This window comes from Thioclava sp. GXIMD2076, from assembly GCF_037949795.1.
GTDB classification, from domain to species: Bacteria; Pseudomonadota; Alphaproteobacteria; order Rhodobacterales; family Rhodobacteraceae; genus Thioclava; species Thioclava kandeliae.
In genome coordinates this window covers 221,651-235,826 of record NZ_CP149933.1, presented here as the reverse complement: position 1 = coordinate 235,826, position 14,176 = coordinate 221,651, and the positions used below count along the sequence as shown (strand labels likewise).

The window sequence follows — 14,176 nt, the reverse complement described above, 5'->3', positions numbered from 1 at the left end:
CGTCAATGGGCCTCTGCGGGGGCCTTGCGGGTTTCCCCGCCGCGAAATGGACCAGTGCGGCGGGGAAAGGGGTCAGACCTGTGCCAGAGGGCGCGCGGTCCGCGGACTGTTCTGTCCGAAATGTTCGGCCAGGGCATCGACAACATAATCGGCCATCGCCTGACGGGTCTCCTCGGTGCCCGAGCCCAGATGCGGGGTCAGGATCAGGCGCGGATCATCGATAAAGGCCTGCGGCACCTGCGGCTCGTGCTCGAACACATCAAGTGCGGCCCCCGCCAGCCCGTCGCGGGCCATGGCCTCCAGAAGGGCCGCCTCATCGACCACCGGCCCCCGCGCCACATTGACGAGGAACCCGCGCGGCCCCAGCGCCGCGATCTCCGCGGCCCCGAAAGAATGGCGGGTGGCCTCGGTCAGCGGGCAGGTCAGGATCACCAGATCGCAGGCCTCGGCCAGCGACACCGCGCTTGTGTGATAGGTATACTCCACAGGCTTGCGGTTCGGGCCCTGGTAATGGATCCGTGCGCCCATGGCCTCCAGCCTGCGCGCCAGCGCCTTGCCGATCGTGCCGAGCCCGACAATTCCCACATCCATTTGCGAGATCGAACGTCCGAGTTTGTATTGCGGCTGCTCGGGCCATTTTCCTGCCCGCACGAAGCCATCCGCCTGCACCAGATCACGGGTGACCGCAAGCGCCAGCCCGAGGGCGGCATTGGCCACATCCTCGGCCAGAATATGCGAGGTATTCAGGAGTTTGATGCCACGCGCCTTGACGGCTGGCACATCGACATTGTCGAGCCCCGCGCTATAGCTTGCGATGACCTCCAGATCGGGCAGCGCATCGAGAAGCGCCTGATCCACGATGGTCTTACGCAGCGCAAGCCCCCGCACGCCCTTGCCGTTTTGCGCAAGCCATGCCGCAGCATCCCTCTCCGGCAGAATGCGCAGATCAAACAGCTCTTCCAGCTCGGCGCCGGTGGTCTGTGGCAGTTTGGCAGCTTTCAACACAACAGGTTTGGTCATCATAATCTCCATGGACGAAGGGGCCCGCAGCATCCCGCAGGCCCTTTTGTAAATGCTCTCAGCCCTGCGCGCCGCTCTCGACACGTTTGATCGGACCCATCACGAAGGCAAAGAGGATCGCTGCCACAAGGCAATGCGCGGCCACGAAATAGAGCCCCACGGTATAGCCGCCCGTCACCTGCACGGTGTAACCGAAGACGATGGGGGTGATAATGCCTCCCACATTGCCGATGCAGTTGAAGATCGCACCGGCCAGACCCACAGCCTCACGCGGCGCGGTATCCGAGATCACGGCCCATGTGCCCGAGCCTGCGGCCATGCCCTTGCCGAAGAAGGCAAGCCCCATCAGCGCCACGATCATGATGTTGGAGTTGCTGAACGCCGCCAGAACGATAGAACACCCGATCAGCATACCCAGCACATAGGGCGTCTTGCGGCCCCGCGACACGCTCCAGCCATTGCGGATCAGCGCATCCGATACCGAGCCGCCCGTGATGCCGCCGATAAAGCCCGCGATGGCCGGAAGCATGGTGGCAAAGCCCGCCTCCATGATGTTCATGCCCCGCGCCTGCACCAGATAGATCGGGAACCATGTGATGAAGAAATAGCTCAATGCGATGGTGCAATATTGCCCGATATAGGCGCACCAGAGCATGCGGTTGCTCAGCAGCAGCCCGAACATACGCGCCGAGGCTTTGGGGCGGTTGGTCAGCTCGCGCTGGCTGTCGATATCGACCATCGCGCCGCCCGCTTCCATCAGCTCCAGCTCTGCGGCATTCACGCCCCGATGCTCGCGCGGCGGCTTCATGAATTTGAACCACACGACCGCGGCCAGAAGACCCACCACACCCAGCGTGAAGAAGGGCACAGGCCAGCCGAAGCTCTGCACCAGCCAGCCCGAGATCGGCGAATAGATCGCGACCGCGAAATAGGAGGCCGAGGCAAAGAGCGAGGTGGCAAGCCCCCGCTCCCCGCGCGGAAACCACATCACCGCGACACGGGCATTCGCCGGAAAACTCGGCGCCTCGATCAATCCCAAGGCGAAGCGCAGCACGAAAAGGAGCCCCAGCGCAACCGATAGTTCGGTGGTCACCTCGCCGACCAACCCCACAAGGAAGGTGGCGATGGACCACAGGACCAGTGCTACGCCATAGATCATCTTGGTGCCGAATTTATCTAGCAGCATCCCGCCCGGGATCTGTCCGATCACATAGGCCCAGCTGAAGGCCGATAACACATAACCCAGTTGCATCGGGCTGAGACCGAATTCCGCCTTGATGCCCGAGCCCGCGATCGACAGGATCGAGCGGTCGGCATAGGCGGTCGTCGCCAGAAACAGGATCAACCCCAGCATGTAGTAACGGGTATGCGTCGGGCGCGCGGCGTCTACGGCCACGTGCTCCGTAGAGCTCGAATACGTCATTGATGTCCTCCCGTGCGGCCCCGCAATGTGACCGCTCTCCAAACCGGCCGCAGGGTGTAGCGCAAAAGCTACGGGAAGCAGGCATCCTCATACCTGCGTCCCCTCCTGCGGACCATCCTCCGAACCGGGCGTCCCCTCCTGCCCGTTCATTGCAGATAAACTGCGCCCTTGCCAAGCATGGGTCAACATTGATTAATATCGTCAATATGAAAAACTGGATGACACAAGAGGAAGCCAGCAGCGCGCTGGGGGTCCGGCGGCAGACGCTTTACGCCTATGTCAGCCGTGGCCAGATCACGGTCCGCCCTGACCCCGAGACATCGGGGCGAAACCTTTATAATGGCGAGGATATTTCGGCTCTTCTCAACCGTCGGAGCCGCGGGCGCGGGCGGGCGAGTATTGCCACAAGTACCATGTCATGGGGCGAACCTATCATCTCGACGATGATCTCGACCACCGCGCAGGGCCGATTGTATTACCGTGGGGTCAATGTCGGAACATTGGCCGAGTCGGCGTCTCTGGAGGAGACGGCGCGGCTCCTCTGGGCGATGGACCGGCTGCCCGAATTTCCCGCAATACCCTCATATCCGGGCAATGCCGGTCGTGCGCGGGTCTTTCAGGCATTGGCGGCAGAAGCGGCCCATGCCATCCCCTCGGGCAGTCTTTCGCGCGATGCGCGGCACCGGACCATGGCACGGATCGTCGGGCTGGTGGCCGGAAACTTCGCCGATCTTCCGCAGGGCCCCGCGCCGCTGCACCTGCGGCTGGCTCAGGCATGGAACTGTGCCGACAAGGCCGACCTGATCCGCCGCACGCTGGTTTCGCTTGCCGATCAGGAGCTGACCAGCTCCGCCTTTGCCGCCCGCGTGACCGCCTCGACAGGGGCCTCCTTCGAGGCAGCGGCACTCTCGGGGCTGGCCGCGCTTTCAGGCCCGTTGCATGGGGATATGACATTGCGGGTGAAAGCCGTGCTCGAAGATGCCCTGCATCTGGGGATCGTCCCTGCCGTGAACCGCTGGATGAGCACCGGCGAGCCGCTGCCCGGGTTTGGTCACAAGCTCTATCCCCAAGGCGATCCGCGTGCGCGCGCCCTTCTGGGCTGTTTCCGTCCCAGCCCCGCGATCACCGGCCTGATCGCTCATGTGCGCGAGCGAACCGGTCAGGAGCCCACAATCGATGTGGCACTCGCAGCACTTGCCGATCATTGCGCGTTGCCCGGTGATGCGCCTTTTGCGTTATTCGCGATTGCGCGGTCACTGGGCTGGCTCGCCCACGCGCTGGAACAGATCGAGACGGGCAGCCTGATCCGGCCGCGGGCGCATTATACAGGCTCCGCCCTGCCGATAGAAAAAGGCGCGCCGTAGCGCGCCTTTGGAAGGTCAGGCCTTATGCGAGGCCACATCGTCCGGTACAGGCTCCGTTTTGGCGACGATGTCGCTGCCCATCACGCGGGTCGAGGCCAGAGCCAGTGCCCCGAGGAAGCCCACCAGCGCAAAAGCATAGAAGCCCCACGGGTAACCGATCCCCATCGAAACCAGCATCCCGCCCGCCAGCGGTCCGAGGATCGCGCCGATCCGGCCTACACCTGCAGACATACCGATCGCCGTGGCCCGGATGCCCGGCGGGTGATTGGCGGCGGTGAAGGCATAAACCAGCACCTGCGCCGAAAACACGAAACAGCCGGTAACAAAGACAACCGGATAAAGCAGCACACCCGGCATCTTGACCGACAGCAATGCCAGAAGCACCGCGCCACAGATGAACCATGTGAAGGCCGCGGTTTTCAGGCCAATCCGGTCGCCTACCTGCCCGGCCAGCAACAGCCCGCACACGGCGCCGGCATTCAGCAGCAGCAGCAGCCACAGGCCACCCGTCAGGCTGTAGCCCGCCGAGACCATCAGCTTGGGCAACCATGTATTCAGGCCGTAGACAAGGATCAGCCCCATGAAGGACGTGACCCAGATCGCAATGGAATTGCGCAGGAAGGGCGCGCGGAAAAGCGTGCCGATGGACGCCTTCTCGACCGGCGCCTCTGCTTTGGGAGCCGCAAGCGTCAGACCATAGCGATCCGCAATCTCGCGCGCTTCGGTCATGCGGCCCTGCGACATCAGATAGGCCGGAGATTCGGGGAGGTTTTTCCACATCAGCGGCAGCAGGATAAGCCCCGGAACGGCGCCCAGCACGAACATCGCATGCCAGCTGAGATAGGGCAGGATCACCAGACCCAGAAGCGCGGTGGAGACCGCGCCCACATGATAGCCGGTCATCACGGTCGTAGAGGCCTTGCCCGCCCGCCCGCGCGAGAATTCGGTGACCATGGCGATGGCAGTGGGCAAACACCCGCCAAGCCCGACCCCCGCGAGAAAGCGGAAGAGCCCCATCTGCCAGTAGCTCCCCGAAACCGCGCAAAGCAGCGTCATCACCGAGAAGCTGCCGACCGCCCAGAGCATCGCCTTGCGCCGACCCAGCGTGTCGGTGACCACCCCGATCAGGAGCGCGCCGATGGTCATGCCGACGAGGCTGATGGTCGAGACGAACGTGGCCTGCTCCGTTGTCATCCACGGGGTCTCGCCGCCCGTCAATGTGGGGATCAACGCCCCCAGTACCACAAGATCGAACCCGTCGAGAATGACGGCGATCCAGCACAGAATGGCCACAGTGCGGATGGATGTTCCCGCAACCTTGTTTGACATGATGTCCTCCCTTATCCCCGCCTTTGGCCGAAGCCAAAGCCGGACAGGACCCTTGCCACCTCACAAGAGCCTGAAATACATGAAATAAGCCCCATGAGGGCAATTTGTTCGAAGCTATGGATGTGATCGACGCGGCAGGCCGCATGGGCCGTTCCTGCGTCGGAGCCTCCCTCTCCTCGGGATGGAGTGTTTCAGAGAAACGGGGAAAAGAAAAATAGTAAACCAGCTTATATCTATAGCTGCAGGGTTATGAATGAGCCGCCGCAGCGACGAAAGCCCGCACGAGGGCATCGTCTTTCTGTCCCGGGGCGGCCTCCACACCCGAGGACACATCCACCTGAGTGGCACCGGTTTTCTCGATGGCCAGCGCGACGTTCTCGGGGGTCAGACCACCCGCAAGCATCCATGGCTTGGACCATTTCCGATCCGCAATCAGCGTCCAGTCGAAGGAAAGCCCATTTCCACCCGGAAGATCGGCACCTTTAGGCGCCTTGGCATCCACGAGGATCTGGTCGGCGACGGCCTCATAGGCGGCGAGCTGGTCCAGATCAGCAGCGTCGGCCACACCCACGGCCTTCATGACCGGCAGGCCATAGCGCGCGCGGATCTCGGCCACGCGCGCGGGGCTTTCCTTACCGTGGAGCTGGAGCATATCGAGAGGCACTTCGGCCAGAATGGCGTCCAGCTCGTCATTGGTGGCATTCACCACCAACCCGACCTTGGCCACACCCGGCTTGAGAGTAAGCGCCAGATCACGCGCCTGCGCGATGGAAACGTTGCGGGGCGATTTGGCAAAGAACACGAAACCCGCATAGGCCGCGCCGCTCTCGGCAACGGCCTGCACATGCGCGGGCCGGGTCAGCCCGCAAATTTTAACGCGCGCGGTCATAAGTTCTCAGCGCGACGCGGGAGCGCGTTCCAGAACGGCCAGGACATCATCCTGCGGACCTTCATGGCGGGTCTTCAGATGCCCCAGTTCGCGTTCAAGAGCCTTGGCCTTGCGCGCCTGCTGTGCACCGCGTGCACGGATGCGGTATTCGCGCGTCCATTCCCAGATGAAGCCGATCAGGAGACCCAGCAGAACGAAGGCGATGAGCGCCACAAAGAGCGGCACCTGAATCGACCAGTCAAAACCCAACAGCCCCGCCGTCTCTTGCGGCAACAGTCGCAACGTCACCATCTGGGTGTTCGACAGCGCCAGCACGATCAAGACGATCGCGATAATGGCAAGGACGGCATAGCGTAGGGCTCGGATCATTCTTCGGTTCCTTCCAGACCGTTCAACCGGTCGCGTAACAACTTACCGGTTTTGAAGAACGGAACATGTTTCTCGTCCACATCAACGGAATCCCCCGTGCGCGGGTTCCGTCCGGTTCGCGCATCGCGCTTCTTGACGGAGAACGCGCCGAAACCACGTAGCTCGACCCGATCACCGCGGGCCATGGCTTCGATGATTTCCTCGAAGATCGTATTCACGATCTTCTCCACGTCACGCTGGAACAAATGCGGATTTTCTTCGGCAATCTTTGCGATCAGCTCGGACCGGATCATAGGTGAATTCCCCCCTGCGAGAATTGGCGGTGCTGAACCGACTATAGGCAGAAATTCCGGCATGACAAACAGCAAAGCACTGTAATAACTACCGGATTACGATTGACGGGGGGACTTACGCGAAAAATCACCTCTCTCCATACCGTCAAATGCCTCTTCATTGTGCAAAATCACGTTTTATTAAGCCTGCTCAATAGAAAACCCCGCCCGGAGAAACCGGACGGGGCTGATGTTTTCAAAGCGCCTGAGGCGTGACGATTACTCGTCGCCCTTCAGAGCTGCGCTGAGGATGTCGCCCAGCGATGCGCCCGAATCGGACGAACCGTATTGTTCGACAGCTTCTTTTTCTTCTGCGATCTCGCGGGCTTTGATCGAGACGCCCAGACGGCGCGACTTCGAGTCCACGTTGGTCACACGCACATCGACGTGGTCACCAACTTGGAAACGCTCGGGGCGCTGGTCTGCGCGGTCGCGTGCGAGGTCCGAACGGCGGATGAAGGACTTCATGCCGTTGTATTCGCACTCGATGCCGCCATCTTCGATCGCGGTGACGGTCACGGTGATGACCGAGCCACGCTTCACGCCGTCAACGGCGTCGGAGAAGGTGTCTGCGTCCAGAGCTTTGATCGAGAGCGAGATACGCTCTTTCTCGATGTCCACTTCGGTGACAACGGCCGAAACCATGTCGCCTTTGCGGTAGTTCTGGATCGCGTCTTCGCCGCGCTGTTCCCAGCTGAGGTCGGAGAGGTGAACCATGCCGTCGATGTCGTTGTCGAGGCCGATGAACAGACCGAATTCGGTGATGTTCTTGACTTCGCCTTCGATCTGGGTGCCGACCGGATGGGTCTCAGCGAAGACTTCCCACGGGTTACGCATGGTTTGCTTGAGGCCAAGCGAAACGCGGCGCTTCTGGGTGTCGATTTCCAGAACCATGACGTCGACTTCCTGGCTCGTCGAAACGATTTTGCCGGGGTGGACGTTTTTCTTGGTCCAGGACATCTCGGAGACGTGGACCAGACCTTCGACGCCTGCTTCCAGCTCGACGAATGCACCGTAATCGGTGATGTTGGTCACGCGGCCAGCATGGACCGAACCCAGCGGGAACTTCGACTCGACCGAATCCCACGGATCGGCTTGAAGCTGCTTCATGCCGAGCGAGATGCGGTGGGTGTCTTTGTTGATCTTGACGACTTGGACCTTAACGGTCTCGCCAATCGTCAGGATCTCCGACGGGTGGTTCACACGGCGCCATGCCATGTCGGTGACGTGCAGCAGGCCGTCAACGCCGCCCAGATCAACGAACGCACCGTATTCGGTGATGTTCTTGACCACGCCTTCGACAACCTGACCTTCGGTGAGGTTCGCGATGACTTCGGCACGCTGTTCAGCACGCGATTCTTCGAGGATCGCACGGCGCGACACAACGATGTTGCCACGACGACGGTCCATTTTCAGGATTTGGAAGGGCTGCTTCAGACCCATCAGCGGGCCGGCATCGCGCACGGGGCGCACATCGACCTGAGAGCCCGGAAGGAACGCAACTGCGCCGCCCAGATCCACGGTGAAACCGCCTTTGACGCGACCGAAGATTGCGCCTTCGACGCGCTCTTCTTTTGCGTAGGCTGCTTCGAGACGATCCCAAGCTGCTTCGCGGCGAGCCTTGTCGCGCGAGATAACAGCTTCACCACGCGCGTTTTCAACGCGATCGAGGAAGACTTCGACTTCGTCGCCGACTTCGATCTGCGGAGCTTCGCCCGGGTTTGCGAATTCTTTAAGATCAACGCGGCCTTCCATTTTGTAGCCGACGTCGATGATGGCTTGGCCCGCTTCGATTGCGATGACCTTACCTTTAACAACCGAACCTTCGTTCGGGGTGTCGATTTCGAGGCTTTCGTTAAGAAGCGCTTCGAATTCGTCCATGGATGCGTTTTGCGACATGCGTTTAAAGTTTCCTTTACATCTACTATTCAGGCCTGGTGGTTGGCTCCACCGGTCTTGTCGTTGGATAGTCAAAAAGGGGCGCGATAGACTCGCCCCCCATCTCGGACGCGCTCATATAAGCGCATTTTCCTTATTAGACAAGCCTGAATACGCCCGCGCAGCGCCCGGAGGCCTTCCCGTTCAGCCGCGCAACGCCCGTTCAATATCGTGGCGCATAGTATCCGACATTGGCGCATCGGATGACCGGTAGGTATGCAGCACCTCGCCACCGCGGCCCAGAAGCACCTTGTTGAAATTCCAGTCCGGCTCGAAATCGTAGCTATCACGGAGCCATGCGTAAAACGGATGCGCGCGCTCGCCGGTCACATCGGTGATCTCGGCCATCGGCATATCCTCGATCCCGAACGCCATCACGCAATAACGCCTCACCTCGGCGTTGGTGGGGAGTTCCTGCCGGAAATTATCCGAAGGGACCGCCAGAACGATCAATCCCTCGTCATAATAGCGGTCAAGCAGGTCCTGCATTTCCTCGAACTGTCCCGCATAGCCGCAAAGCGAGGCCGTGTTGACCACCAGCACGACCTTGTCGGACCAGTCCGCCAGCCGGAACCGCTCGCCCTCGATCCCGTCGAAGGTCACATCCGGCATGGAGCTGCGGCCACTGGCCAGCACTGTCGTGACAAGCCCGACCATGATCATAAGGGCAATCACACCGGAAACAAACTTGCGCATCTAACGATCTCCTTCGACGGTTAACGCAAAAGCTCACGTTTGGTTCACTCTAATGTGATAATATTTTCACTCGCAGATATGTTTGTAACTCTTCAATTTCGGCCATGGGCCGTCATCGGCGGCATTCCGCCTATTTAGGTTGTGATTTACACCCGCCGATCCCCCTGAGGTTGCGCCTGCCCCCGCGAATGGCGGGCGCGGCGCATAGGGCCTGGTTTGCAGCACATAGCTCTGGCAGATCGCCACCGAACGGCTGGTCTCGGGATTGGCCAGATCGACGATCCAGCCTTCCTTTCGGGCATAGCCCTCGACGCTGAATTCCAGCGCACCGGACAGGTCAGTCTCCGTCGTCTCCTTGCCGAAGAGCTTGTCCTCGCCCTGCCAGTCCTGCCCGCTAAACGCCCGGATATGGTAGGATCCGGGGGGCACCAGAACGCGGAAGGGCTGGCCCGCGCGGGCATAGGCGGTCAGGACCGGATGATCGCCCCCCTCTGCCCAGAGTTCCAGATAGGCATCGCGATCGGCCGTCGTCTTGACGATCAGCGGAAAGGTGCGGGGCAGCGTGCTGTGATACTGCACCAACCCTTCGGGGCGCTGCAGATCCGCGGCCCATGAAGGGCTCACCATCAGTAAGAAAAGAAGGAATGCACGCATGACACAAGGATGGGCCATGACAGCCCATCCGGCAAGGGGACTCAGCCGCGCTTTGCCGCGATCAGGTCAATGGCCTGCGCGACCGCCTCGTCGATGCTCAGCTCGGACGTGTCCAGAAGATGCGCGTCAGGGGCCGGGCGCAATGGCGCATCGGCGCGGTTCATGTCGCGCTCGTCGCGCTCGCGGACCTCGGCCAACACCTGCGCCTCGTCCCCGCCCACTTCCAGCCAGCGGCGATGGGCGCGCACCTCGGCTGACGCCGTCACGAACAGCTTCACCTCGGCCTGCGGACAGATCACCGTGCCGATATCGCGCCCATCGAGCACCGCCCCTTCGGCGGCCAGTGCGAAGCGGCGCTGGAAATCGACCAGAGCCACCCGCACGCTCGGCAGAGCCGCTACGCGCGAGGCCGCCTGCCCTGCGCCCAGCGTGCGCAGGTCGGGGCGCAACAGGTCCTCGGGCACCAGTTCCTCGGCGGCGCGGAACGGGTCCTGCCCCTCCGCGACCTTAGCGCCCACGGCACGATAGAGAAGTCCGGTATCCAGATGGGCAAAGCCGAAATGTTTGGACACGGCCTTGGACAACGTGCCTTTGCCGGCGGCGGCGGGGCCATCAATGGCAACGGTAAAGCTCATCTGTCAATCCCGCGTGATCTTGGCGCCAAGGCCGTTGAGCAGAGGCTCGAAGATCGGGAAAGAGGTCGCAATGGGCGAGCCGTCATCGACCGAGACCGGCTTTTGCGCCGCAAGCCCCATGATCATGAAGCTCATCGCGATCCGGTGGTCGAGATGGGTCGCAGCCACACCGCCCCCCGGCACGCCGTCCTGCCCCATGCCATGCACGATCAGCGTATCTTCATCTTCCTCGATGCTCACGCCATTGGCCTCGAGCCCGCGCGCCATCGCATCGATCCGGTCGCTTTCCTTCACGCGCAGCTCATGCACACCCTTCATCACCGTGGTGCCGGTGGCAAAGGCCGCCACCACAGAGAGCACCGGATATTCGTCGATCATCGAGGCCGCGCGCTCTTCGGGCACCTCGATGCCATGCAGCACCGAATGGCGCACACGCAGATCGGCCACCGGCTCGCCACCCTCCTCGCGCTCGTTGAGGAACTCGATATCGCCGCCCATCTCCTTGAGCGTGGTGAACAGCCCGTTGCGGGTCGGGTTCTGGCTGACGCCCGGCACCATGATATCGGAGCCCGGCACGATGAGCGCCGCACAGACCGGAAACGCCGCCGAGGACGGATCGCGCGGCACGGCCACGGTCTGCGCCACAAGCTCTGGGCGGCCCTGCAGGGTGATCTTGTGGCCTTCGGGCGTATCCTCGACGGTCACGTCCGCGCCAAAGCCGCGCAGCATGCGCTCGGTATGATCGCGGGTTGCGACCTTCTCGATCACCACGGTCTGGCCGGGCGCATTGAGCCCTGCCAAGAGCACCGCCGATTTCACCTGCGCCGAGGCCATCGGCGTTGTGTAGGTCACAGGGGCCGGATCGGCCGCGCCCACCACCGTCATCGGCAGACGCCCGCCCTGACGGCCATAGGATTGCGCGCCAAACAGCGCGATCGGGTCGGTCACACGGCCCATCGGACGTTTGCGCAAGCTTCCATCGCCCGTGAAGGTCGCCGTGATGTCCGAAGTCGCCATACACCCCATGATGAGGCGCACACCTGTGCCCGAGTTACCGCAATCAATCACTTGCTCGGGCTCGGCAAAACCGCCAACCCCCACGCCCTGCACCGACCATTCACCGGCCCCATGCTGGGTCACGGTCGCGCCGAATGCGCGCATCGCCTTGGCGGTATCCAGAACGTCCTCGCCTTCCAGAAGACCTGTGATCTTCGTCTCGCCGACCGAAAGCGCGCCAAGGATCAGCGCGCGATGGCTGATCGACTTGTCGCCGGGCACCTCGGCCACACCAGAAAGCGGCCCGCATTTCTGCGAGCTCATACGGATCGGATCACCATGGCCGGACATACGGACCTCCCTTATTCTGTCGCCCCTCTGCTAGCGCATGACAGGGCGGCAGGCAACGGGTTTAGCCCCAATGTCCGTAGGCTTATTCGGCGGGCCCTAGACGGCAGGCTTGCGATAGGTCAGGTAATGCGGCTTGCGGCCCTCGCGCAGCGCCTTCTGCTCGTAGCGCGTCGAGAGCCAGTCCTCCCAGGGCGTATCCCAATCGCCCGAGACTTCCTGCGGATCGTCATAATCGAAGGCCGCAGGCACCTCAAACTCGGCCACGAAGCCTGCTTTGGGGACTTCCTGCACGGCCTGACGGACATAGTCGCAGATGTCGGTGGCAATGCGGAACTCGGAGCCCGGTTTCAGCGCGCGGAAGAGCGGCACCAGATGTTCCTGCGTGACAAAGCGGCGGCGATGATGGCGGGTCTTGGGCCACGGATCGGGATAGTTGAGGAAGGCTTTCGACAGGCTCGCCTCGGGCAGGATATCCATCAGATCGCGCGCATCGCCCGGATGGACGGCCACGTTTTGCGAGCCCAGGCGGCGGATCTTGCCCAGGAGCATCGCCACGCCGTTGATATAGGGCTCGCAGCCGATGATCTCGACCTGCGGGTAGCGCCCGGCCATATGGATCATATGCTCGCCACCGCCAAAGCCCACCTCGAGCCAGACCGGCTTGCCCTTGAAACGGGCTGCCATATCGATTGGCGTGCGGTCGGGATTGCTGTCCCAATCCACGGCGCCCGGCGACAGCGCGTCGAGATCCTCGTCCAGATAATCCTTCTGGGCCTTGTTCAGCGTGGGACCGTGGCGGCGACCATAAAAGTTGCGCCAGCCGCGTTCGGGGTGATCCGGGGTTTTAATATCATCGCTCATGGGCGTGGCGAATAGCGCCACTTTGCCCGAGCGGTCAAGATGGAATGAGAAAGGGGGCGCAAGCGCCCCCTCTCCGGTTGTCTGCCTGCTTCGATCAGACGGCTTTTTTCAGCGCATCGACAAGGTCGGTCTTCTCCCAGGAGAAGCCGCCATCGGCCTCCGGCGCACGGCCGAAATGGCCATAGGCGGAGGTGCGGGCATAGATCGGCTTGCACAGATCCAGATGGGTGCGGATGCCCAGAGGCGTCAGATCCATACATTGTGCAACCGCGCGCTCGATGGCCTCGTCATCAACCTGACCGGTGCCGAAAGTATCGACATAGACCGAAAGCGGCTTGGCCACACCGATCGCATAGCTGAGCTGGATCGTGCATTTCCGCGCAAGCCCCGCAGCCACCACGTTTTTCGCCAGATAGCGCGCGGCATAGGCGGCCGAACGGTCCACCTTGGTCGGATCTTTCCCCGAGAAGGCACCGCCGCCATGGGGTGCGGCACCGCCATAGGTATCGACGATGATCTTGCGGCCCGTCAGACCCGCATCCCCGTCGGGACCGCCGATCACGAAGGTGCCGGTCGGGTTGACCCACCATTCGGTCTCGGGCGTGATCCAGCCCGAGGGCAGGACTTCGCGGATATAGGGCTCGACGATGGCACGGATGTCATCCGAGGTCTGGCTCTCGCTCTCGTGCTGGGTCGAGAGCACGATCGATGTCACGCCCACCGGCTTGCCATTCTCATAGCGCACCGAAAGCTGCGACTTGGCATCGGGGCGCAAGGTCGGTTCGGCGCCCGATTTGCGCGCCTCGGCCAGACGGCGCAGGATCGCGTGGCTGTAATGGATCGGCGCGGGCATCAGCTCGGGGGTCTCGTCGACCGCATGGCCGAACATGATCCCCTGATCGCCGGCCCCGTCCTTATCCACGCCCTGCGCGATATGCGCCGATTGCGGATGCAGGAAATTGGCGACTTTCAGAGTGGCCCAGTGGAACTCGTCCTGTTCATAGCCGATGTCTTTCACGCAATCGCGCACGAGACCATCGACCTTTTCCATATAGAGCGCCAGTTTGGCTTTGTCGGTCAGACCGACCTCGCCGCCAACCACGATCTGGTTGGTGGTTGCGAAGGTTTCGCAGGCGACCCGGGCGTTTTTCTCTTCGGAAAGGAAAGCGTCGAGGATGGCATCGGAAATGCGATCGCAGACTTTATCCGGGTGGCCTTCGGAGACCGACTCGGACGTGAAAATATAGTTCTTACGTGTCATGAAAGACGTGCTCCGTTGGTTATATCCCCGTCACGCCAGGAAGCCGTTGTGACGGTTC

14 protein-coding genes and 1 riboswitch are annotated in these 14,176 nt (G+C 62.0%); of the genes, 1 reads left to right on the top strand and 13 read right to left on the bottom strand.

The genetic code is table 11. The features are described 5' to 3' along the window. Positions 1 to 72: 72 nt before the first annotated feature. Both WDB91_RS15015 and WDB91_RS15010 read right to left on the bottom strand, forming a co-directional pair. A complete protein-coding gene (locus WDB91_RS15015) occupies positions 73 to 1,020 on the bottom strand; it encodes a 2-hydroxyacid dehydrogenase (RefSeq protein WP_339115104.1) in 948 nt (315 codons plus the stop codon). A 58-nt stretch (positions 1,021 to 1,078) separates the two neighbouring features. Further along, entirely contained in the window at positions 1,079 to 2,443 is a 1,365-nt protein-coding gene (locus WDB91_RS15010; RefSeq protein ID WP_339115009.1) for an MFS transporter, read from the bottom strand. Positions 2,444 to 2,661: 218 nt separating this feature from the next. Here WDB91_RS15010 and WDB91_RS15005 point away from each other — a divergent pair, with 218 nt between their 5' ends. Further along, the gene (locus WDB91_RS15005; RefSeq protein ID WP_339115008.1) at positions 2,662 to 3,807 is read left to right on the top strand and encodes a citrate synthase; all 1,146 of its coding nucleotides are present in this window, start codon (positions 2,662 to 2,664) and stop codon (positions 3,805 to 3,807) included. Between the two features lie 15 nt (positions 3,808 to 3,822). Here the strand turns inward: WDB91_RS15005 and WDB91_RS15000 are convergent, their stop codons facing one another. The 11 genes from WDB91_RS15000 to metK form a co-directional block, all read right to left on the bottom strand. Beyond that, positions 3,823 to 5,136, bottom strand: coding sequence for an aromatic acid/H+ symport family MFS transporter (locus tag WDB91_RS15000; protein WP_339115007.1), 1,314 nt, complete (start codon positions 5,134 to 5,136; stop codon positions 3,823 to 3,825). Between the two features lie 247 nt (positions 5,137 to 5,383). Next, positions 5,384 to 6,025 carry a phosphoribosylanthranilate isomerase gene (locus WDB91_RS14995; protein WP_339115006.1) on the bottom strand — a complete coding sequence of 214 codons (642 nt, stop codon included), beginning with the start codon at positions 6,023 to 6,025 and terminating at the stop codon, positions 5,384 to 5,386. Positions 6,026 to 6,031: 6 nt separating this feature from the next. Continuing rightward, entirely contained in the window at positions 6,032 to 6,394 is a 363-nt protein-coding gene (locus WDB91_RS14990; RefSeq protein WP_339115005.1) for a LapA family protein, read from the bottom strand. Continuing rightward, a complete protein-coding gene (gene ihfB / locus WDB91_RS14985) occupies positions 6,391 to 6,687 on the bottom strand; it encodes an integration host factor subunit beta (RefSeq protein WP_339115004.1) in 297 nt (98 codons plus the stop codon). The genes WDB91_RS14990 and ihfB overlap by 4 nt, the downstream gene beginning before the upstream one ends. Before the next feature lie 258 nt (positions 6,688 to 6,945). Continuing rightward, positions 6,946 to 8,625, bottom strand: coding sequence for a 30S ribosomal protein S1 (rpsA, locus tag WDB91_RS14980; RefSeq protein WP_339115003.1), 1,680 nt, complete (start codon positions 8,623 to 8,625; stop codon positions 6,946 to 6,948). A 183-nt stretch (positions 8,626 to 8,808) separates the two neighbouring features. Beyond that, positions 8,809 to 9,360: a glutathione peroxidase gene (locus WDB91_RS14975; protein ID WP_339115002.1), complete on the bottom strand. Its 552-nt coding sequence runs from the start codon at positions 9,358 to 9,360 to the stop codon at positions 8,809 to 8,811. 66 nt (positions 9,361 to 9,426) lie between these two features. After that, positions 9,427 to 10,032, bottom strand: coding sequence for a hypothetical protein (locus WDB91_RS14970; protein WP_339115001.1), 606 nt, complete (start codon positions 10,030 to 10,032; stop codon positions 9,427 to 9,429). Positions 10,033 to 10,055: 23 nt separating this feature from the next. Further along, entirely contained in the window at positions 10,056 to 10,649 is a 594-nt protein-coding gene (locus tag WDB91_RS14965; protein WP_339115000.1) for a d(CMP) kinase, read from the bottom strand. A gap of 3 nt (positions 10,650 to 10,652) precedes the next feature. Continuing rightward, entirely contained in the window at positions 10,653 to 11,996 is a 1,344-nt protein-coding gene (gene aroA, locus WDB91_RS14960; RefSeq protein WP_339114999.1) for a 3-phosphoshikimate 1-carboxyvinyltransferase, read from the bottom strand. A 96-nt stretch (positions 11,997 to 12,092) separates the two neighbouring features. Beyond that, complete coding sequence (locus WDB91_RS14955; protein WP_339114998.1) at positions 12,093 to 12,857, bottom strand: tRNA (guanine(46)-N(7))-methyltransferase TrmB; 765 nt, start codon at positions 12,855 to 12,857, stop codon at positions 12,093 to 12,095. Positions 12,858 to 12,951: 94 nt separating this feature from the next. Further along, positions 12,952 to 14,118 (bottom strand): methionine adenosyltransferase, encoded by a 1,167-nt coding sequence (gene metK, locus WDB91_RS14950; protein ID WP_339114997.1) that lies wholly within the window; start codon positions 14,116 to 14,118, stop codon positions 12,952 to 12,954. Positions 14,119 to 14,126: 8 nt separating this feature from the next. Continuing rightward, a riboswitch (SAM-SAH riboswitch) is annotated at positions 14,127 to 14,176 on the bottom strand.